We start from the raw sequence: 19,215 nt of genomic DNA on the forward strand, positions 1-19,215 counted from the left end.
CGGCCCCGCCGGAGCGTCAGGACGCGGTCGGTCCGGCTTCCTCCGCCACGGTGTCGGCCGGCGCCAGCATCGTTCCGCGGCAGCCCGGCGCGCCGCAATGGCAGGGGTACTTCGACGGCGGCGAGCCGTCGTCGGCCGTCAGGGAGTAGTCGATGAACAGCTCGTCGCCCGCGTCCACTTCCATCAGCGTCTGGAACCTCAGCACCAGCTCGCCGCTTTCGTCGTATTCCTCGACCGCCTCGCAGTTCGGCTCGCACGAATGGTTCAGGTGCCGCGTGGCGTTGCCGCCCTTGGCGCCGTCGATGGTTTCCTGGTTCGTCAGCGTGAACAGGTAGGTGAGCTGGTCGTCCCACACCTTGGTGGCGATCTCGGCCTTGGTGTAGCGGCGGCCTTCGTAGAGGCCCAGGAAGGCCTCGGCCGGCAGGTCGCGCGTGGCGAAGGCGCCGAGGCCGTGCACGCCGCTGGGGCCCACCCGCACGAAAGGGGTGGACGAGGTTCGCTTGTGATGCTTCATGGGGAAAGAGGGAAAACGGTGGGGGCGTCGGGCGCAGCCTGAAGTGTCAACGCCATTTCGACCTGGCGGATGACCGGCGCCGCGCCGCGCGCGGTAACAGCACGAAAAAAAGGACTGCCGCAGGGCTCGTCGACCAGCCGCCAGCGCACGCCGGGGCGCGCGAGGGCCAGCATGTCGAGCAGCCGGTGGGCCGCGTCTTCGCCGACGGCGGCCGCGTCGAGCAGCACGCCCTGCGGGTCTTCCGGGCGCGGCAGGACGGCATAGGCCAGCGTGGCCGCGCCTTGCCGCACGCCGAGCGCCAGCGCGCCTTCGCGGGCGATGGCGTCCTGCACGGTGGGCAGCTCGCGGCGCCACGTCGGGCGGCACAGGGCGCTGCAGGCGTGGTGCACGGCGGCCAGCGTGGCGGCGTCGAGCGCATGGGCGGTCGCGGGTGCCGGGGCGCGGGGTTCGGCGGTCCACTCGAGCACCTCGAGCGTGCGGAGCGCCTCGAAGCCGGCCTGCCGGTACAGCGCGCGGGCCGGGTTCTGCTCGATCACCTCGAGCAAGGCCTGCCGGATGCGGGCCTGCGAGAAGGCCGCGACCTGCGCGCCGATCAGCTGCTGGCCGAGCCCTTGCCGCCGGTGCGAGCCGGCGATGCCGAAGCCCGCGAGGTACCCGCGCTCCCCGCGGCGCCCGGCCAGCGAGATGCCGCAAGCCTGGCCATCGGCCGCCACCAGCACGCGCGACAGCGCCAGCTCGACGCCGGCGCGCCGCAGGTGGCGCTCGAAGCGCTGCGCGTCGAACGCGATCGGCACGAAATAGCCTTCGTAGGCGCGGTTCCAGAGTTCGGTGAGTTCGTCCCGCCCGAAGTCCGACGCGGGAACCGCCGCAGTGCCCGCCACCGTCATGCCGCCGGGATCGTCACGAGGAACCGTGTGCCCTGGTCCGCGCAGGACGTGACCTGCAGCGTGCCGCCATGGCCGGCGACGATTTCCGATGCGATGTACAGGCCCAGCCCGAGCCCGCCGCCGGGCTTGCTGTGCGCGGGGCGCCAGTAGGGCTGGAAGATCTTGGCCAGGTCGTCCGGCGGGATCGGCGTGCCGCCGTTGGTGACCGAGAGCACGAGCTTGTCGCCCTCGATGGCGGCGCGCACCGCAATCGGCCGGTCGGGCGCGCCGTGCGTCACCGCATTGCCGATGAGGTTGGACAGCACCTGCTGGATGCGCCCCTGGTCGCAGCGCACCGCGCCGTTGATGGCGATGTCGTCGCGGATGTCGAGCTGTGGGTTGGCCGCGCGCACCTCGTCGACCACGTCCTTCAGGCCCGAGGCCAGGAAGTCGGCCTCGCGCAGGCTCAGGCCCATGCCCGAGCCCAGGCGCACGCGCGCGAAGTCGAGCACGTCGTCGATCAGCCCCGACATGCGCCGCGTGCTGGCCTTGAGCCGGGTGCCGAGCTTCACCAGCTCGGGCTCCGACTCGCGGCGCACCAGCAGCTCGGCCGTGGCGCCCACCGCCGACAGCGGGTTGCGCAGGTCGTGGCCCAGCACGGCGATGAACTGCTCGCGCAACTCGGCCGTGGTGCGCTCGGATCGCAGCGCGCTCTCGGTGCGCTCCTGGCGGTCTTCGTTCTCGAGCTGGCGCGCGATGAGGTCGGCGAAGGCGGTGAACATCGACACCACGCGCGCGTCGGACAGCACCGCCGGGCGCGGGTCGATGGCGCACAGATTGCCGAAGTAGTCGCCGTTGCTGTGGATGATGGGCACCGAGATGTAGCTCTCGATGTTGTACATGCGCGGCGTGTGGTGGTCGAAGTACACCGGGTCGGTGCTGGCGCGGTCGATCACCACCGGCTCGCGCGCTGCGCGCGACTCGCTGCACAGCGTGGTCTCCACCTTCAGCTGGCCGCCGGGCAGCAGCCCGAACTGGATGTTGTCTTCCACCGCGCAGGCGGTCCAGGTGCCGTCGGTCACGCGGGCCACGGCGGCAAAGCCCATGCCGGTGTTCTGGCAGATGATCTTCAGCAGCGAGGGCACCGCGCTGATGCGCCCGATGGCCGCCACGTCCCGCGCGATGGCTTCGGCGGAGTCGACGAGTTCAACAAGGCCGGGACGGTCGGAGTGGTCGGGGCGGTCGGAAGGGGCGGAGCTGGGCGTCAAGGTAAGTCAATGGTACGACAGGGCCCGCAGCCTGTGGGGCCGTGCCAGGGCGCTCAGGGCTTGCCATCGCCCAGCGAGGCCAGGCAAGCCACGATGGCGTCGGCCGCCTCGTCCAGCCTCGGGCCGGGACGCATCATCAGGTCGAAGCGCGCCGAGGCGAAGCTGCAGACCCGCCCGCGCTGGATGGCCGACATGGCCGACCAGCCGGGGCGCCCGGCCATGGCCGAGATCTCGCCCAGTGCCGACACCATCAGCACGTCGGGGTTGGCGCGCACCACGAACTCGGGGCTCATCTTGGGGAAGGGGCCGAGCGTGCCCGGCACCGCATTGCCCAGGCCCAGGCGCGCCAGGGTCTCGCCGATGAACGAGCTTTCGCTGGCCGCCGCCATGCCGCCGTGCACCTCGAAGTACACGCGCCGGCCCTGCCAGCCGGCCGGCACGCGGGCGCGCGCGGCGTCCAGCCCGGCGTCGAGCTTGCGCCAGAAGGCCTCGCCCGCGCCGGGGCGGCCAGTGGCGCGGGCCACGGTCTCCATCACGCGGCGCATGTCGGCATGGGTCTTGGCGTCGAGCGCCAGCACCTTCAGCCCCAAGCGCTCCAGCGGCTCGGCGGCGCGGCTGCGCGGGCGCAGCAGCACCAGGTCGGGCTTGAGCGCGACGATGCGCTCGATGTTGGCGTCGTCGATGCCGCCCACCTGCGGCAGGCCCTTCACCGAGGCCGGCCAGTTGGCGTGGCGGTCGATGCCCACCAGCCGGTCGCAGGCGTCCAGCGCGCAGACGGTCTCGGTCAGCGAAGGCATCAGCGACACGATGCGCCGCGCCGGCCCCTGCAGCTCGACCGTGGTGCCGCGGTCGTCCTCCAGGCGGATGCCGGGTGCGGCCTGCGCCGCCGGCCCCAGGCCTGGCGCCAGGAAGGCGACGAAGGCCGCTGCCTTCGCAACCCGGCGGGCGGTGGCGGACAGCGGCTGGCGCCAGTTCGGGGCGGGGTTCGGCAGGGCGGCGGAGGTCATCGGCGGCAGGAAAGAGGGCCGCGCTATTGTCGCGGCGTCTGCATCCGCAGCAGGCGCGCCGCTTCTTCCATGCGCGCGTCTTCCACCTCGCGCAGCACGTTGCCCAGGTCGACCGGGCCGCTCTCGCGCACGAAGGTGCCCGTGAGCTCGGTCTCGGGGCGCAGCAGGCCGCGCTCGTACAGCTGCCAGATCTCGTCGCCGTAGTGCGTGCGCAGCAGCGCGGGTTCGTACTGGCCGAAGAAGTTGCGCAGGTTCTCCACGTCGCGCAGCAGCATGCGCCGGGCGTGGTTGTTGCCCGCGGCGTCCACGGCCTGCGGCAGGTCGATGATGACGGGGCCGTCCTCGGCCAGCAGCACGTTGAACTCCGAGAGGTCGCCGTGCACCACGCCCGCGCACAGCATGCGCATCACCTCGCGCAGCAGGCTGGCGTGGTGGCGCAGCGCGTCTTCGGGCGAGAACGCCACGTCGTTCAGGCGCGGGGCGGCATCGCCGTTGGCGTCGGTCACCAGGTCCATCAGCAGCACGCCTTCGAGGAAGTTGTGCGGCGTGGGCACGCGCACGCCGGCGGCGGCCAGCCGGTAGAGCGCATCGACCTCGGCGCTCTGCCAGATGGCCTCGGTCACCTGGCGGCCGAACTTGGTGCCCTTGGCCATGGCGCGCGCCTCGCGGGTGTTCTTCACGCGGCGGTTCTCGGTGTAGTCGACGGCCTGGCGGAAGCTGCGCTTGTCGGCCTCCTTGTAGACCTTGGCGCAGCGCGTCTCCTCGCCGCAGCGCACCACGTAGACCATGGCCTCCTTGCCGCTCATGAGCTGGCGCACGACGGTGTCGATGAGTCCTTCGTCGATCAATGCCTGCAGTCGTTGGGGCGCTTTCATGGGCGTTCCTCCTGTGTTTCTTGTTGGGTTGCCATGGGGTTTGCCGGCCGGGTCGGGCTGGCCTGGCGGGTCGAGAGGAATGCGCTCAGGCGCTCCCTGCCGACCTGGTACGCCCCATCATGCCTGTGCGGTGCAAAGCCCAATTGCCGGTTGATGGCGAGCATGGGCGCATTGACCTCGGCGTTGCTGCTCACGGCCAGCGTCACCTGCGGGTGGCGCTCGCGCACGAGCTGCAGCATCGCGGCCTTCACGCCCTTGGCCAGTCCCTTGCCGCGCCAGCGGCGCGCCACGGCGGTGAGGTTCTGGTACATGCGCTCGGGGAAGCGCGGGCTCCAGTTGGCGTCGCACACGGCGGCCACTTCGTCGTTGCCGTCGAGCAGCAGCACGAGCAGGTGGTCGCCGCCGCGCTGGTCCAGGTCGGCATACCAGGTGTGGTAGCCCTCCAGGTCGTAGCGCAGCGGCGGCCGCTCGAGGTTGCCGGTGGGCGCGTCGTCCAGCAGCGCGGACAGCGGCGCCATCAGCGCGGCCAGCCGCTCGAAGGGCACGCGGCCTGCGTGCACCTCGGCGCGCAGGCCGTGCGCGGGCGCGAAGCCTTCGGCGCGCCAGCGGGCGAGCGCCTGCCAGTCGAGCCCGGCAAAGGCCATGCGGTTCTCCACGCTGCGGTACTTCTGCGTGGCGCCGATGGCCTGCAGGAAGGCATGGCCTTCGGGCAGGTGCGTTCGCAGCGTTGCCACGCGCTTGCCGTGCGCATCCATCAACGCCAGCAACGCATGCAGCAGGGCGGTGGCCACGCCGCGCCGCTGGTGCGCGCGCAGCACGCCGCCCCATGCGTCGATGAAGGGCGCGAAGGCTTCGCAGTCGGGCGTGCCTTCGCGGCGAAAGCTCGCATTCAGGCTGCCCATCAATTCACCGTGCGGGCCGACGGCCAGCATGCGGTGGGAAACGTACAGCGGGTCTGCCCTGAGCACGTTGTGCCGGGTGTCGGCATCGTTGGGCACGGGCTCGCCCGGATGGTCTTCCTCATGGCGCAGGCGCCAGTACGCGAGGGCGCGGCCCCAGTCGGCTTCGCTCGCGCGCTGGGGATCGAAAACAGCGGTCACGGTATGCCGCGCATGTGCGGCACGGGTTTCAAGCATGGTGGGCCTTGGCTCGACAAAATGAACGGGGCACCGCCGGCACATGCGTGCGGGCGGCGGCGTTTTTTTTGAAAAGGAGCGGCTTGGGGCGAGGTGCTCGCGAAGGCCGAAAGGCTCCGCGGGGCAGACCGACGACGCGACGAACGCGCGAACTACAGGTTCGGAGTCAGTTCAGCACAGGCCCGACAAACCGCACGTTGGTAGGGGCTTGAATTGCAGTGTCTTCCATTGCGCACCTCCGCTTTCTGTGTGGTTGTCGAAGCGACGAATGTAGCGGCCTTGCCCTGCGCTGTGAAGCGGCGTGTGGTTTTTGGCGCAGCCCGGCACCGTCGGCATGCCTTCAGTTCTTCATGCCGTGCACGAGCGCGGCCAGCGCCGAAGACACCACCACCGCCGCGATGAAGTTGCCCCAGCCGGTCTTGCGCCGCAGGAAGTTGCCGACGAACACGCCGCCCGTGAGCAGCCAGATCAACGGGCTCGATCCTGAAAGGAACACCGAGACCACGTAGAGCGCCTGCACCATCATGCTGAAGATCCAGGCGATGTGGGAGGTGGGGCCTGGCGCGGCGGGTGCGCCGGGCACAGCAGGTGCAGCAGGTGCAGAGGAGGTCGGCGCGGCTGGCCTTGCGGACGCCGGTGGCGCCGCCGCCGCGGCGGCCTGTGCCCGCGCGGCTTCGCGCTGCGCCTTCTTTTCCTCGGCGATCTGCTCGGCGGTTTTCTCCAGCACCGGCGCGCCCGCTTGCGCGGGCTGCCACCATGCCGGCCAGGGTGCCTGGCCCGCGGCGGACTGTGCGCGGAAATGGCCCGCGGGGAGCTTGCGCTGTGCGGGCGGCTGCGCGGCCGGTGCCGCCGCAGGTGCGGTTGCCGCTGCGCCGCCCTTGTGCCTGTCGGCCAGCGTACGCACGCGCTGCAGATAGGGCGCGCCGCGCGCCGGGTCGGCCATCGCGATGAAGTTCGCATAGCCGCGCAGCGCGCCGATCACGTCGGTGTTGCCGTTCCATTGCAGGCCCTGCGGCCCGTGGCGTTCGGCCTGGTGCAGCACCGCGCGAAAGCGCCGCAGCGTGTCGCGGTCGGTCGAGAGCTTGTCGTTCACCACGATGCCCGTCACGTGCTGCTGGCGGTGCCGGCGCATCACCTGCTGCTTGTCGGGGTGCACCGTGAGGCCTTCGCTCGCCACGATCTGCTTCACGCGCCACAGCAGCTTGCCGGCGTCGCGGCTGTGCGCGGGGTCGGCCGAGAAGGTCAGGTCGTCGGCATAGCGGGTGTAGCGAAAACCCAGCTTCGCCGCGCTCGCGGCCAGCCGCGCGTCGAGCCGGCGGCACAGCAGGTTGGTGAGCATCGGGCTCGTGGGCGCGCCCTGCGGCAGCACGCGTTCGCCGCGCGCGACGAAGTAGCGCCGGCCGTCCAGCTGCACCTCGTCGGTCGGCGCCTCGGTGCACACCAGCGCCAGCAGGCTCGCTACCTGCGAGGAGTAGCCGAGCTGGCGGAACACGCCGCGCACGCGGCGCATGCCGATCGACGGAAAGAAGTCCTTCAGGTCGAGGTTGATCACCACGTCCTGCCCCACGTGCGGCGCCGCGTTGCTGAGGATCGAGCGGCCCGGCAGGAAGCCGTGCACCGCCTCGTGCACCGGCATCTTCGCCAGGATGTTGTCGAGCACCCAGTACTGCGCGCGCTTCATGCGCGGCATGGGCGCGGAGATGTGGCGCTCGCCGCCGCTCTTCTTGGCGATGGTGAAGCGCTGGTAGTGGCTCACGCTGGCCACCTCGCGGTGCCAGGCCAGGAAGCGCAGCTCGCCCAGGCCGATGCCCATGGCCTGCGCAAGATCGCTCGCCACGTCCATGGCGGGCAGCGCGTTGCGCGCCAGCGCCTGGCTGTCGCTGTGCGCTTCGTTGAGGCCGCCCGACACGCCGTCGCCCACATAGAGCAGCTCGCGCTGGCGCCGGTCGTGCCAGGCCACGGCGCGCGCATGGCGGCCCTGCGCCAGGCGCTGGCGGGTTTCCTCGCGGCGCTCGCGGGCCTTGGCCATGCGCTCCTTGCGCATCATCTTCAGCGCGCGGTCGCGGTCCTCGATGCCGCGCAGCTCGTCGCCGAGCTGCGTCAGCGCGCCTTGCAGTTCGCTCTCGCGGCGGATCAGCTGCACCTCGACCGAGGGCTGCGCCGCGTCCTGCGGCCAGAAGCCCAGGCGCTGCATTTCCTCGAGGATGACTTCCTGCTTCGAACCCTTGCGGATGCGCTCGTACAGCTGCTCGCGCGTGAGGGCCGAGTCGGGAATGGAAGAGGCGGGGGGAGACTGCATGGTCATGGGGTCATGGCGCTGCGCCACCGGCCGATGCACTGCTGGAAAAAATTGCGAACGAAGCGGGAATCTCGTCGAAGAGCCTCGGGACTGGAGGGCTCCACTCGACGCCGTACACGCATGGTGACGCCGATGAGTTTCGAGGAAGCCGCACTGTTGTCGCGTCACCATGCGTGTACGGCACAGTGAAGAGACGTCCAGTGACGCTTGGGAAGTGCTGTGTGCGAGGGTGGCGATACGCCACCCGGATTGCAAGAGCCTTCCCGCTCCGTTCGCAAAAAGCAGTGTATCAGCCGATGCGTGCGGTCCTTTCCTGATCTGTCGTCGTTTTCGTTGCGGCGCCTGCCATGTCCAGCATGCCCTGCATGTCGGGCGTGGCCGCGAGGCGCAGCGCCAGCATGTGTTCGCACGGCCCCTTGGTCATGCGGTGGCGCACGAAGTGGCTGCACTGGCAGTCGCCCGAGGCCACGCGCTGGTCTGTGTCCAGCTGCAGGCCCACCAGGTATTCGCGCTCGCCCGAGGCGCCCTTGCACTTGCCGCTGAGCGCCAGGCCGCCGTCGGCGCGCGCCTGCGTCTTCACGTTGGCGATGCGGCGCGCCTGCACCAGCGCGGCGGCGGCTTCTTCCTCGGGGCTGGCGTAGCGCAGCTGGTCCATGGGCAGCGGCTCGCGGCTCAGCTCGCGCAGGCGCCACACGCCGTGCGCCAGGTCGTACACCACGCGCCCGGCCTGCACGTAGCCGCCGAGCGCGGCGTCGACCGTGAGCGTCGACAGGCCGGTGGCCGCCGCAAGTTCGGCCGTGGTCGCGCGCCAGCGTTCGCCCAGCGCCGCGAACACGCGCAGCTGGCTGTCCTGGTCGACCGTGTGGCGCGGCTGCAGCAGCTCGAAGTGGCTGTTGCGCGACCAGTCGTTGGCGGTCCAGCCCGAGAGGCCGAGCGTGAATTCCATGTCGGGCAGCTGCGCCACCCAGAAGCTCGGCATGCCGGTGCCCAGCAGGTGCACGGTGAAGCCTTGCGCCACCGGCACCAGCCGCTCCAGTTGCAGCAGCCGGCGCCGGCCCCACACGCGGATGTCGGTGTCCGACGTGGCGCTGTGCGTGGAGCGCGGGCACACCAGCTCGTGGCCCCAGGGCTCGAACAGGATGCGCACCGGCTGCCCCGGCCGCAGGATGAAGCGCAGCGAGCGCGGCCCCACGCGCTCCTTGCGCCGGCGCAGCACCAGGCAGATGTTGTGGATGTCCATCGGGTGCAGCTGCAGTCGTTGCGCGGGCAGCAGCGTCGCGCTGCTGACCTGCAGGAAGCCGCGCACCCAGCTGTCGGGCACGTCGATCTTCGGCTCGTGGAAGGCCGGGTCGTTGTCGCTCTGCACCTGGAAGCCGCCGGGGTCGATGGCCAGGCGCGTGGCCTTGTAGTCGCGGATCTTCTGGAACTCGTCGTACAGCGATTCGGAGTAGTCCACGTTGGTGGTGCCGAAGGCGTGGTCGCTCACCCGGTCGAAGGCCTCGTGGCTGCACGAGAACATGCCGTAGCTCGACTCGTCCTGGCTGAAGCACTCGAAGAACACGCGGTCGGGGTGCACCGTGATGACGGGGTCGAGCACGAACCACGCTTCGCGGTTGACCTTGTAGATGTGGTCGAAGTAGCGCTTCTGCGCGCCCATGAAGGGCTGCAGCACGGCCTGCTTGCGCTTGCGCAGCTCGCCCAGTTCCTCGCGGATTGGCGCCATCTGCGCCTTCAGCGAGTCGCTGCGCGCCATGAACTGCGCGAGCAGCTCGCTCTCCTGCCCGGCCAGCCATTCGAGGTAGGCGCTCTTGTCGCGCGGCTGGAAGCGCAGGTCGCCCACCACCACGTCGTGCAGCGCGGACATGCCTTCGCGAAACGGCAGGTGGCGGTTGACGTCGGCCACGAAATGCACCGGCGCGCGCAGCGTGTCGGGTGCGAACTGCAGCGCGGTGCTGTCGGCCGTGTGCTGCGCGCCGGAGTGGCCGAAGTAGCGGTACTGGAATCTCATGCGGCGTTGCCTCCGGCGGGTGCCGATGTGGCTGGGGGTGCCGATGCCGATGCCGATGCCGCTGCGGGTGCGGGTGCGCGGCGCGGCGCCACGCTGCGCACCGGCGCGGTCTGCAGCGGGTTGTCGAGATCGGGGAAGGCTTCCTGGATGCTGCGCAGCCCCGCCACGTACTGCGCGCGCTCGGTGATCGCGCCGGTCACCACCTGCCGCGCGAACACGCGCGCCACGATGCGTGCGATGTCTTCTGAGTGCGCCGCCTGCGCGGCCAGGAACTGCATCACGCGCGCCTTGGCCAGCCGGCCGCGGTTGGCCTGCGACAGCACGCTGAGGAAGTAGGGCTCCAGCCGCGCGAGCACCTCGGGCTTCTGCCCGGCGGCCGAGGCCAGCCAGTTGGTCACGAACAGCTGCATGCCGGGCGAGGGGTGCTGGCTCAGTTGCAGCATGTAGGTGGTGACGTCGGTCACGTCGAAGTGGGTGGTGAGCAGCTCGCGGCCCAGGCGCTGCGCGCCCGGGTCCTTGTGGTCGCACAGGCGCACCAGCAGCGAGGGCGTCCATTGCTCGGCGCCGCCTTGCGCGGCGAACCACTGGCGGGCCCAGTCGCGCGCGTCGTCCCAGCGGCTGTCGAACATGCGCAGCGCGTCGCCCAGTTGCGCCAGCGTGCGCTGCGGCTGCGCGCCGAGCTGCTCCATGGCCCAGCGGCGCGCGGCGGCGGTGTCGACCAGGCCCATGCTGGCGGTCTCCAGCACGCTGAAGCCTTGCGCATCTTGCTGCGGCAGCAGCCATGCGCCCAGGCGCTGCGCGCCCTTGCTGCGCGCCTCGAGCAGGCGCAGCGTGACGGCCGGCTCGCCTGCGCGCGTGCGCGCGGCCAGCGGGCCGCACAGCCATTGCAGCAGCGCGTCGAACACGCCCTCGGCGGCTTCGGCGCGGAACAGTTCGTCGCGCAGCATCGGCATCAGCGCGGCACCGAAAGCCGGGTGCTCGGGCAGCAGCTGCGCGAGCTTGGGCGCGACGGCCGCGCGCACACTGGGCATCGGGCTGCTGCAGAAGGCGGCGAAGAGTGCGGGCTGCGCGACCAGCGTGGCGTCGGGCAGGGCGGTGAAGAGCCGCACGCCGGCGCCGCGCAGGCGCGCGTCGTCCGACTGCAGCAGGCGCGTGAGCACCTCCACCGGCAGGCCGTGCACCGAGGCCGGGTGCAGCAGCAGCCATTCGGCGGCCGTGGCCACCACGTCGGCGGCCGGGTGTTCGAACAGCGCGAGCAGCTCGGGCAACGGCGCCTTCGCGGCCGCGCTGCGCAGCGGGCCTTGCAGCGCCCACTGCACGTTCTCGCAGATGGCGCCGAGTTCCGGCGCCTCGGAATCGCGTGCCTCGAGCCAGGGCTGCAGCTCGACGCACAGCGCATCGAGCACCGAGAGGTTCGCCGCGGCGGCCTGCAGCAGCAGGCGCGAGGCGCGGCGCACTTCGGCATCGGCCGAGGTCAGCAGCGTCAGCAGCAGGTCGACCTGCTGGCTGTACAGGCCGGGGTCTCGCGCGATGCATTCGAGCGCGAGCGTGCGCGCCTCGGCCAGCGGCGAACCCAGCAGCGCGGGCAGCCAGGGCAAGGCCGGCGCGCCGGCCGCGATGCGTGCCTTGGCCAGCGCAAGCGCGAAGCGCGCGGTGTCGTCCCAGGGGCTGGCCAGCAGGCGCGCGACCTCGGGCGTCTCGAGGGCTTCGCAGAAGGGCTTGTTGTCCTGCAGCGCGCGCGCCGCAAAGGCATGCACCGCGGCGCAGCGGCCCTGCTGCATGAGCTGCAGCAGCGCTTGCGGGTGGCGGTCCCAGCGCTCGGGCCAGGCTTCGGTGCGCTCGGTGCGCCGCTCGGGCAGCGGCGTGTGGCGGCGCCAGCGCAGGCCGCCGCGCTGGGCTTCCCATTCGGCGTCGTGGCGGTGCAGCAGCTGCATCAGCACCAGCCAGCGACTGTAGGGGCCGGTGTGCCAGCTGCGGGGTTCCTCGGTCCAGCGCGATTCGCGTTGCTGGCCGGCGGTGCCCGCGTCGGCGTCGTCGGCCGCGAGCAGCACGCCCATGGCCAGCTGCAGCCAGCTCGGCTCGTCGGCGGTGCCCGCCATGGCGAGCCGGCGCAGGTTGCGCCAGGTGCGCCGGCGCAGGTAGTCGCGCGTGCGCTGGCTGTAGGCCAGGCGGCTGTCGGGCCGCACGACTTCCTTGGCGATCTCGAGGTAGCGGCCGTTGGCCTGCGCCCAGCGCCCGCCGGCGCGGTAGGCCGCGCGCTGCGTTTCCAGGCGCTGGTGCAGCACGCCGAGCAGCACGTAGTCGCCCGCGAACTCGGCACCCTTGTAGAGCCGGCGCCAGGCACGGAAGCTGCCGGCCGCGAGCTGCAGCGTGGGCGCGATTTCCAGCAGCGCCTTGTGCGCGAGGCCGTCGGCACCCGCGCCCTGGCCCTCGAGCAGCGACAGGTCGAACAGCTGCTCGACCCACGCCGCGTACTTCAGGCCGTTCCACAGCGCCGGGTCGCCCAGGTGCTGCTGCAGCCGCGGCAGGGCCTCTTCGACGGGCAGTTCCTGCATGCCGGCCCAGGCGCGGCGCAGCGCGGCGGGCCAGTCGTCGACGATGCGCGCGGATTCGCTCGCGCGCGTGCCGGCCGGCCAGAGGTTCAGCGCCGCCCAGCGCGCGGCACGCGTCACCACCGGCGTGCGGCCGCGCTGCGACAGCTCGCGCATCGCCTCGAACGCGCCCGCGTCGCCGCAGCGGCCGATGGCCCAGGCAATGCAGTAGTCGAGCATCGGCTCGCCGGTTTCCAGCAGCTCGACGAGCCGCGGCACCGCCGCAGCCAGCCGGCGCTCGCCGATGCGCCACACCACGCGGCTCTGGCGCACCGGCGGCAACAGGCGCCAGGTGTCGGGCGCGAGGGCGGCGAGCAGCACCGCGTCGCCGGGGTGTGCCACGTGTGGTGCGGCAGGCGCTGCCGCCATGGCCATTGCGGCGGCGGACGGCAGCGGCGTGCCCTCGATCGCATAGCCCTGCGCCATGTGTGCCGCCACGGCGCGCTCGAACGCGGCGGAGGCCGGCTCCAGCGGCAGCGGGGAGGGCGTGTAGACCGTTTCCTTCCACTGCTTGCCGTCGGTGCTGATGCTCAGGTGCACCACATGCAGTGCGGGGCCCGGTGCTTCCGGCAGGGCGAACAGTTCCACGGTGCAGAAACCCGTGGCGCCGAGGGCGCCCGGCTTCATGCGGATCAATATCTCGGAGCGAATGCGCTTCACGCGGAGGCCTCCCTGCCTTCGGTTGGGTGCTTGTTTTTTTGTATCGCCGCGCATCTTAGCGGCGGTTGATGGCGGGCATGCGTGTGTAGCATCGCCGGCTCGCATCCACGCCGCATGAATGCCTCGCACGAGTGCCCGCATTCATCCGATCGCGCGTAGAGATTCTTCTTAATCTTGTCTTCACACCCGCACATGGCGAACACGGAACAGGTCTCCCAGTCGAGCTTTCTCTACTTCACGGGCCAGGGCTCGGACAAGGTCTACCAGGTGCACCTGCGCCCCAAGGACGAAGGCTGGGTGGTCGACTACGGCAACGGCCGGCGCGGCGGCACGCTGGCCACCGGCACCAAGACCAGCAGCCCGGTCGCCTTCGAGGCCGCGCTGAAGATCTACGAGAAGGTCGTGAAGGAGAAGACCTCCAAGGGCTACACGCCCGACCAGTCCGGCGCGCTCTACACCTCGAGCGACCTGGCCGGCCGCATGAGCGGCGAGCTGCCGCAACTGCCCACGCTGATCCTCGAGGAGCAGGTGGCGCGCTACTTCGACGACCCGGGCTGGGGCCTGCAGGAAAAGGCCGATGGCGAGAACCGCATCCTGCTGATCGAAGGCGAGAGCGTGCGCGGCACCAACCGCCGCGGCCTGTTCGTCGACATTCCGCAGGCCTGGGCCGGCGGCGCGCAAGTGCCCGCGGGCCGCACCGTGATTGCCGGCGAGCACGTGGGCGAAGCCTTCCTGGCCTTCGACCTGCTGGAGCTCGACGGGCAGGACCTGCGCGGCGCGCCGTTCATCGAGCGCTTCGGGCACCTGCAGAAAACCGCCGCGCGGGTGCCGTGGATGGCGGTGCTCGCGCTCGAGCTCAGCGCCGAGGGCAAGCGCAACCGCGCCGCGCAGCTGCTGGCCGTGCACGGCGAAGGCTATGTGCTGAAGGCGCTGGACGCGCCGTTCAGCGCGGGCCGCAGCACCAGCAGCCTGAAGTTCAAGTTCAACCAGAGCGCGACCTGCGAGGTGATCCGCGTCAACGCCCAGCGCTCGGTGGCCGTGGGCCTGCGCGACGAGGCGGGGACCATGATCGACCTGGGCAACGTGACCGTGCCGCCCAACGAGGTGCTGCCGCCGGCGGGCACGCTGGTCGAGGTGCGCTACCTGTATCGCTACGCGGGCGGCAAGTTCGAGCAGCCGGTCTACAAGGGGCAGCGGCCCGACATGACGCCGGCCGACGCGGTGCTGTCGCAGGTCACGCGCATCAAGGACCGCAGCGCCGTGCCGGAAGACGAAGAGGCCTGAAAAGCTCTGAGGGGCTCGAAGCGCGGGCCGCCGCGCATGGCCCAGTCGCCTTCGCCATTCTTGGCCCTGTCCGCGGCTCCGCCGCCGGCCTAAGCTGTCCCGCATGAACATCTTGCAGGACGAGCGATGAGTGAAATCGTGTTTTTGGCGGGCGCCACCGGCGCGGTGGGAACGGCGCTGATCCCCTTGCTGACCGGCGCGGGCTACACCGTCTACGGCAGCACGCGGCGCGCCGGCCGCGCGGCGGCGCTGGAAGCGCAGGGCGTGCACCCGGTGGTGGTCGACGTGTTCGATGCCGAGGCCTTGCGCGCCGCGCTGGTGCGCATTGCGCCGTGGGCCGTGGTGCACCAGCTCACCGACCTGCCCAAGGACCTCGACCCGGCGCGCATGGCCGAGGCGGCGGCGCTCAACGCGCGCGTGCGCACCGAAGGCACGCGCAACCTCGTGGCCGCCGCACAGGCCGCGGGTGCGAAGCGCCTCATCGCGCAAAGCATCGCGTGGGCCTATGCGCCCGGCCCCAGGCCCTTCACGGAAGACCAGCCGCTCGACATCGATGCCCAAGGCCCGCGCCGCGTGAGCGTGGGGGGCGTCGCGGCGCTGGAGCAGGCCGTGCTCGGCGCGCAAGGCCTGGTGGGCACGGTGCTGCGCTATGGACAGCTCTACGGGCCCGGCACGTCGACGGCCGAGCCCAAGGGCGCGATGCCGCTGCATGTCGAGGCGGCGGCGCGGGCGGCGTTGCTCGCGTTGCAGCACACGACGGGCGGTGTCTTCAACATCGCCGAAGACGGCGCGGAAGTCAGCAGCGAGAAGGCCAAGCGTGCCTGGCGCTGGGCCGCCAACGCATCGCGGCCCTGAACCTGAACCGGCGCCGGTCTCAGGCGAATGCGCCGGGGGCTCGGTTGCGGGTCATTTCCAGAACTGCCACCGCGGCTTCTTCGGCACGGCCGGCTCGTTCGCTGGCGTCACGGCCGGTGTCAGCTTGCCGGCGATGTTCGAAATGCGGCCGAGTTCGTCGAAGCTGATGTCGACATGCCCTTCGCCCGCCCTCGTGGCGCGGATGGCACCCGTGCCGGTCGCGGTCGCGTCGAACCCCTGCTGTTCGAAGAAGCCCGTCACCAACCGGCGATGGTCGATCTCGAATTGCGAAATCACTTCCATCAGCACCGTGCCGACACGCGCCAGCGGCACGGGCGCCAGCACCTGCGCGGGCACGTCGTCGAGCAGCATGAAGAGCGCGCCGCCGTCGTAGGGGGCGCGGTAGTAACAGCGCCCGCCCTCGAGGCCGCTGCAGGTCATGGCGATCATGTGATCGGTGACCGTGCCCAGCGGGACCGTCGCTTCGGTGAAAGCGGCGATGCCCTCGGTCTCGCCACGCTGCCGCATGCGCACGGCCGCCTCGGTGTACTGCGGCGGAATATTGCTTTGCGCATTGGCCCAGATCCAGAGCCACGTGCCGGGCTCGAAGGCATGCGAGCCCAGCAATTGGACGCGGTATTCCAGGTCGTTGCCGAAGCGCAGCAAGCCCTTCTGGATGTCGAGGCCCCAGGCGCGCTCACCGATCACATCGCCCAAGGCCATTTGCCTGGCGAGCGAGGAAGCTGCGTGGTCCGCGAAGTGGTCCTGCAATGTGCTCATGTCGATCTTTCCCTGATATCGGTTTTTTCGTGGTGCGGCACGGTACGGCACAGTGCGGCGCGTGGCGGAGTGCGGCGGCCTACCGCACCTTCTCCCCGTCGCGCACTGACTCCACCGCCCCGTTGAAGAACCGCACGATGCCCAGGAAGTTCCCTTCGCCGCGGTCGTACGTCCAGTCTTCCATCGGCACGCATTGCTGCGTGACCACCTGCTGTGGCGGGCCGCCCGGGTACTGCGAAGGTATCCACACGACCTGCGGGCGCGGCACGCAGACGAAGTCTCGCGACACCGGTTCGCCGCATCTCTGCACCACCGAGAACCTGGAGTCGCCCACGCCCGAGAGCCGGCCGCCGCAGCTCAGCGACTGGGCCGACGCGCCGGCGCCGAACGTGGCGGCGGCCAGCAGCAGGAGGGCGCTTGTAGCGAAGGTGTGCATGGGCGGGCGTTGCTTCGTGAACAGTTCACGACTTTAGCCGGGCGCGCGTTCATGGCCCTTGCCGGCCCCCGTGTCAATCGGAGAATTCTTGCCCGCCCCCTGCGATGACACCGAGCCCGCCGGGCGCCTGCAGTCCGCAAAATCCTGCGATGACCCGTGCCCCAGAGCCCGAGGCATTCACCAGGAGACAAACAACATGAATTCCCTGCACCAGTGGCTGCGCGTGCTGCGCGGCGTGGCCTTGTGGGCCCTTGCGGCTTCCACGCTCTGTGCCTTCCCCGCACTTGCCGCCTACAACCAGAGCCTCACGCGCACGCTCGACGCCGGCCAGATCTACGGCAAGGCCGCCGCCAACAACACGCAGGCCTTCCTCGGCATTCCGTTCGCGCAGCCGCCGGTGGGCAACCTGCGCTGGCGCGCGCCGCAGCCGCCCGCGCCGTGGAGCGGCTCGCGCGCGGCCACCACGCTGGCCGGCATGTGCGCGCAGGTCGGCAACCCCTTCGGCGAGCCCGACCCCGCCACCTTCGGCCTGCCCGTGGGCAGCGAAGACTGCCTGTACCTCAACGTGTGGCGGCCGAACTCCAGCGCCGACAACCTGCCGGTGTTCTTCTGGATCCACGGCGGCAGCAACACCAAGGGCTCGGCCAAGGACCCGACTTACGACGGTGCCTACCTCGCGCAGAAGGCCAACATGGTGGTGGTGACCGTGCAGTACCGCATGGGCATGCTCGGCTGGCTCAACCATCCGGCGCTGAAGACAGGCAACGCGCTGGACGACTCGGGCAACTTCACCACGCTGGACCTGGTGCGCGCGCTCGACTGGGTCAAGGCCAACGCGCGTGCCTTCGGCGGCAACCCGCAGCAGGTGACGGTGGCGGGCCAGTCGGCCGGCTGCATCAACACCTGGGGCCTGCTGCAGTCGCCGCTGGCCGAGGGCAAGTTCCACCGCGCGGTGTGCATGTCGGGCATTCCCAATGCGTACCCGCCGGTGGTGGGCACGCTGGCGGCCGAGTCGCTCATCGACAACCTGCTGGTCGACACCGGCCGCGCCTCCACGCTGGCGCAGGCGGCCGCGCAGCGCGCCGGCATGGGCCAGGGCGACACCGCCGCGCTGCTGCGCAACGCCAGCGCCGCGCAGATCATGAAGTTCACGCCCAGCCCCGTGGTGCCCGGCCACTTCACCGACGGCACCGTGATCCGTGCGGCCGGGCTGCCGGGGCTGCTGCTGGGCAACTACAACAAGATGCCGCTGATGATCGGCTCCACGCACGACGAGGGCTCGTACTTCGCGTTCCTCTTCGGCATGGGCCAGCCCACGCAGCAGGAGTTCTGGAACCTCGGCAACTTCGCGCCGCCCGGCGCCGTGACCTTCGACCAGCTCATCAAGCCCGAGTGGCGCCCGGTGTACACGCAGACGCACGAGGTGCTGACCTATGCCATCGACAACGTGATCGACAACGTCATTCGCGTGCTGCGGCTGCAGAACGGCGACATCTACCGCTACAACTACAACTGGGACGACACGCCGCAGCCCTGGAAGGACACCTTCGGCGCGTTCCACGCCATCGACGTGGCCGCGCTGTTCGGCAACTTCGTGACCGACCAGCCCAACTTCATGCGCTTTGCCTGGAGCCCGGCGAACGCCACCAGCCGCAAGGCGCTGTCGGACAAGTTCATCGACTACACGGCCAGCTTCGCGCGCTACGGCGCACCGAGCCGGCTGTTCGACGGCAAGACGCCGTGGAACAACTGGACCAACTTCGTCTGCCTGCTGTGCAGCAAGCGGATGGTGTTCGACAACCAGTCGGCCATGTCGCCCGACGACTACCTGTTCTTCTGGCCGCGCTACACGCTGCTGTCGCCGCAGCAGCGCGACTTCGTGCTCCAGCAGGTCGACTTCAACGCGCTGCCCGAGTCGGTCGACCCGCTGCGCAGCGGGCCGCGCTGAACACACCCCGGCCGTTCACCGTCCACCGTGTGGCGGGCGGCATCGAACACTCCGGCTATTGCACCAGGCCGTGGCGCACCGCGTAGAGCACCAGCTCGGCGGTGCTGGCCACGCCCAGCTTGTCGAGGATGTGGGTGCGGTGCGTGCTCACGGTCTTCACGCTGATCAGCATCTCCTCGCCGATGACGGTGAGCGACAGGCCCTTGAGCATCATCAGCATGATCTGGTGCTCGCGCACCGTGAGGCGCTGGTGCGCGGGGCGGTCGTCGCGGCCTTCGAGCTGGCCGCTCACCAGCGGCGCGGCGCGCGCGCTCAGGTACTGGCCGCCGCCGGCCACGCGGCGAATGGCGCGCACCAGCTCGGCGGGCTCCGCGTCCTTGGCGATGTAGCCGCGCGCGCCGCCCTGGATGGCGACCAGCGCGTACTGCTCCTCGGCGTACATCGACAGCATCAGCACCGGCAGCGCGGGCTGCACCGCACGGATCGACGCCAGCACCTCCAGGCCGTTGCGGCCTTCCATGTTGATGTCGAGCAGCACGACGTCGAAGCGCCGGTGGCGCACGTGCTCCAGCGCGTCTGCGCCGTTGGCGGCCTCGGCCGCGGTGCGGATGTCGGCCTCGTCGAGCAGAAGGCGCTGCAGGCCCGAGCGAAAGATCGTGTGGTCGTCGACCATGAGGATGTCGATCAT

Annotated in this window: 15 protein-coding genes; 3 read left to right on the forward strand and 12 right to left on the reverse strand. The window is 70.7% G+C overall.

What is annotated here, in order from left to right; all coding sequences use genetic code 11:
• Positions 1-16: 16 nt before the first annotated feature.
• The 9 genes from BM013_RS30550 to BM013_RS30590 form a co-directional block, all read right to left on the reverse strand.
• A complete protein-coding gene (locus tag BM013_RS30550) occupies positions 17-514 on the reverse strand; it encodes an SET domain-containing protein (protein ID WP_093132113.1) in 498 nt (165 codons plus the stop codon).
• On the reverse strand, positions 511-1,401 hold the full coding sequence (locus BM013_RS30555) for a GNAT family N-acetyltransferase (protein WP_093132115.1): 891 nt from the start codon (positions 1,399-1,401) through the stop codon (positions 511-513). Before BM013_RS30555 ends, BM013_RS30550 begins: the two co-directional genes overlap by 4 nt.
• Positions 1,398-2,648 (reverse strand): GAF domain-containing sensor histidine kinase, encoded by a 1,251-nt coding sequence (locus BM013_RS30560; protein ID WP_093132117.1) that lies wholly within the window; start codon positions 2,646-2,648, stop codon positions 1,398-1,400. The genes BM013_RS30555 and BM013_RS30560 overlap by 4 nt, the downstream gene beginning before the upstream one ends.
• A 53-nt stretch (positions 2,649-2,701) precedes the next feature.
• On the reverse strand, positions 2,702-3,655 hold the full coding sequence (locus BM013_RS30565) for an ABC transporter substrate-binding protein (RefSeq protein ID WP_093132119.1): 954 nt from the start codon (positions 3,653-3,655) through the stop codon (positions 2,702-2,704).
• A gap of 23 nt (positions 3,656-3,678) precedes the next feature.
• The gene (locus tag BM013_RS30570) at positions 3,679-4,530 is read right to left on the reverse strand and encodes a PA4780 family RIO1-like protein kinase (protein WP_093132121.1); all 852 of its coding nucleotides are present in this window, start codon (positions 4,528-4,530) and stop codon (positions 3,679-3,681) included.
• Positions 4,527-5,630 carry a GNAT family N-acetyltransferase gene (locus tag BM013_RS30575; RefSeq protein ID WP_256221783.1) on the reverse strand — a complete coding sequence of 368 codons (1,104 nt, stop codon included), beginning with the start codon at positions 5,628-5,630 and terminating at the stop codon, positions 4,527-4,529. The genes BM013_RS30570 and BM013_RS30575 overlap by 4 nt, the downstream gene beginning before the upstream one ends.
• Before the next feature lie 376 nt (positions 5,631-6,006).
• Positions 6,007-7,965 carry a reverse transcriptase family protein gene (locus BM013_RS30580; RefSeq protein WP_256221784.1) on the reverse strand — a complete coding sequence of 653 codons (1,959 nt, stop codon included), beginning with the start codon at positions 7,963-7,965 and terminating at the stop codon, positions 6,007-6,009.
• 289 nt (positions 7,966-8,254) lie between these two features.
• Positions 8,255-9,973 carry a hypothetical protein gene (locus BM013_RS30585; protein ID WP_093132127.1) on the reverse strand — a complete coding sequence of 573 codons (1,719 nt, stop codon included), beginning with the start codon at positions 9,971-9,973 and terminating at the stop codon, positions 8,255-8,257.
• Positions 9,970-13,224: a HEAT repeat domain-containing protein gene (locus tag BM013_RS30590; protein ID WP_093132129.1), complete on the reverse strand. Its 3,255-nt coding sequence runs from the start codon at positions 13,222-13,224 to the stop codon at positions 9,970-9,972. The genes BM013_RS30585 and BM013_RS30590 overlap by 4 nt, the downstream gene beginning before the upstream one ends.
• 192 nt (positions 13,225-13,416) lie before the next feature.
• On the opposite strand from BM013_RS30590, the gene BM013_RS30595 reads away from it, so the two are divergent.
• Complete coding sequence (locus BM013_RS30595; RefSeq protein ID WP_093132131.1) at positions 13,417-14,508, forward strand: hypothetical protein; 1,092 nt, start codon at positions 13,417-13,419, stop codon at positions 14,506-14,508.
• A gap of 126 nt (positions 14,509-14,634) precedes the next feature.
• The gene (locus tag BM013_RS30600) at positions 14,635-15,363 is read left to right on the forward strand and encodes an NAD-dependent epimerase/dehydratase family protein (RefSeq protein WP_093132133.1); all 729 of its coding nucleotides are present in this window, start codon (positions 14,635-14,637) and stop codon (positions 15,361-15,363) included.
• A gap of 51 nt (positions 15,364-15,414) precedes the next feature.
• On the opposite strand, the gene BM013_RS30605 is transcribed toward BM013_RS30600, so the two are convergent.
• Together BM013_RS30605 and BM013_RS30610 are read right to left on the reverse strand one after the other, a co-directional pair.
• Positions 15,415-16,143 carry a DUF6882 domain-containing protein gene (locus BM013_RS30605; RefSeq protein WP_218153703.1) on the reverse strand — a complete coding sequence of 243 codons (729 nt, stop codon included), beginning with the start codon at positions 16,141-16,143 and terminating at the stop codon, positions 15,415-15,417.
• Positions 16,144-16,222: 79 nt separating this feature from the next.
• Positions 16,223-16,579, reverse strand: a complete 357-nt coding sequence (locus BM013_RS30610; RefSeq protein ID WP_093132137.1) for a DUF2845 domain-containing protein — start codon at positions 16,577-16,579, stop codon at positions 16,223-16,225.
• Positions 16,580-16,775: 196 nt separating this feature from the next.
• On the opposite strand from BM013_RS30610, the gene BM013_RS30615 reads away from it, so the two are divergent.
• A complete protein-coding gene (locus tag BM013_RS30615; protein ID WP_093132140.1) occupies positions 16,776-18,527 on the forward strand; it encodes a carboxylesterase/lipase family protein in 1,752 nt (583 codons plus the stop codon).
• 55 nt (positions 18,528-18,582) lie between these two features.
• Here BM013_RS30615 and BM013_RS30620 read toward each other — a convergent pair whose 3' ends face one another.
• A complete protein-coding gene (locus BM013_RS30620) occupies positions 18,583-19,215 on the reverse strand; it encodes a response regulator (protein ID WP_093132142.1) in 633 nt (210 codons plus the stop codon).

The sequence above is a fragment of the Variovorax sp. OK605 genome, from assembly GCF_900115445.1.
In the GTDB taxonomy this organism is placed as follows: Bacteria; Pseudomonadota; Gammaproteobacteria; order Burkholderiales; family Burkholderiaceae_C; genus Variovorax.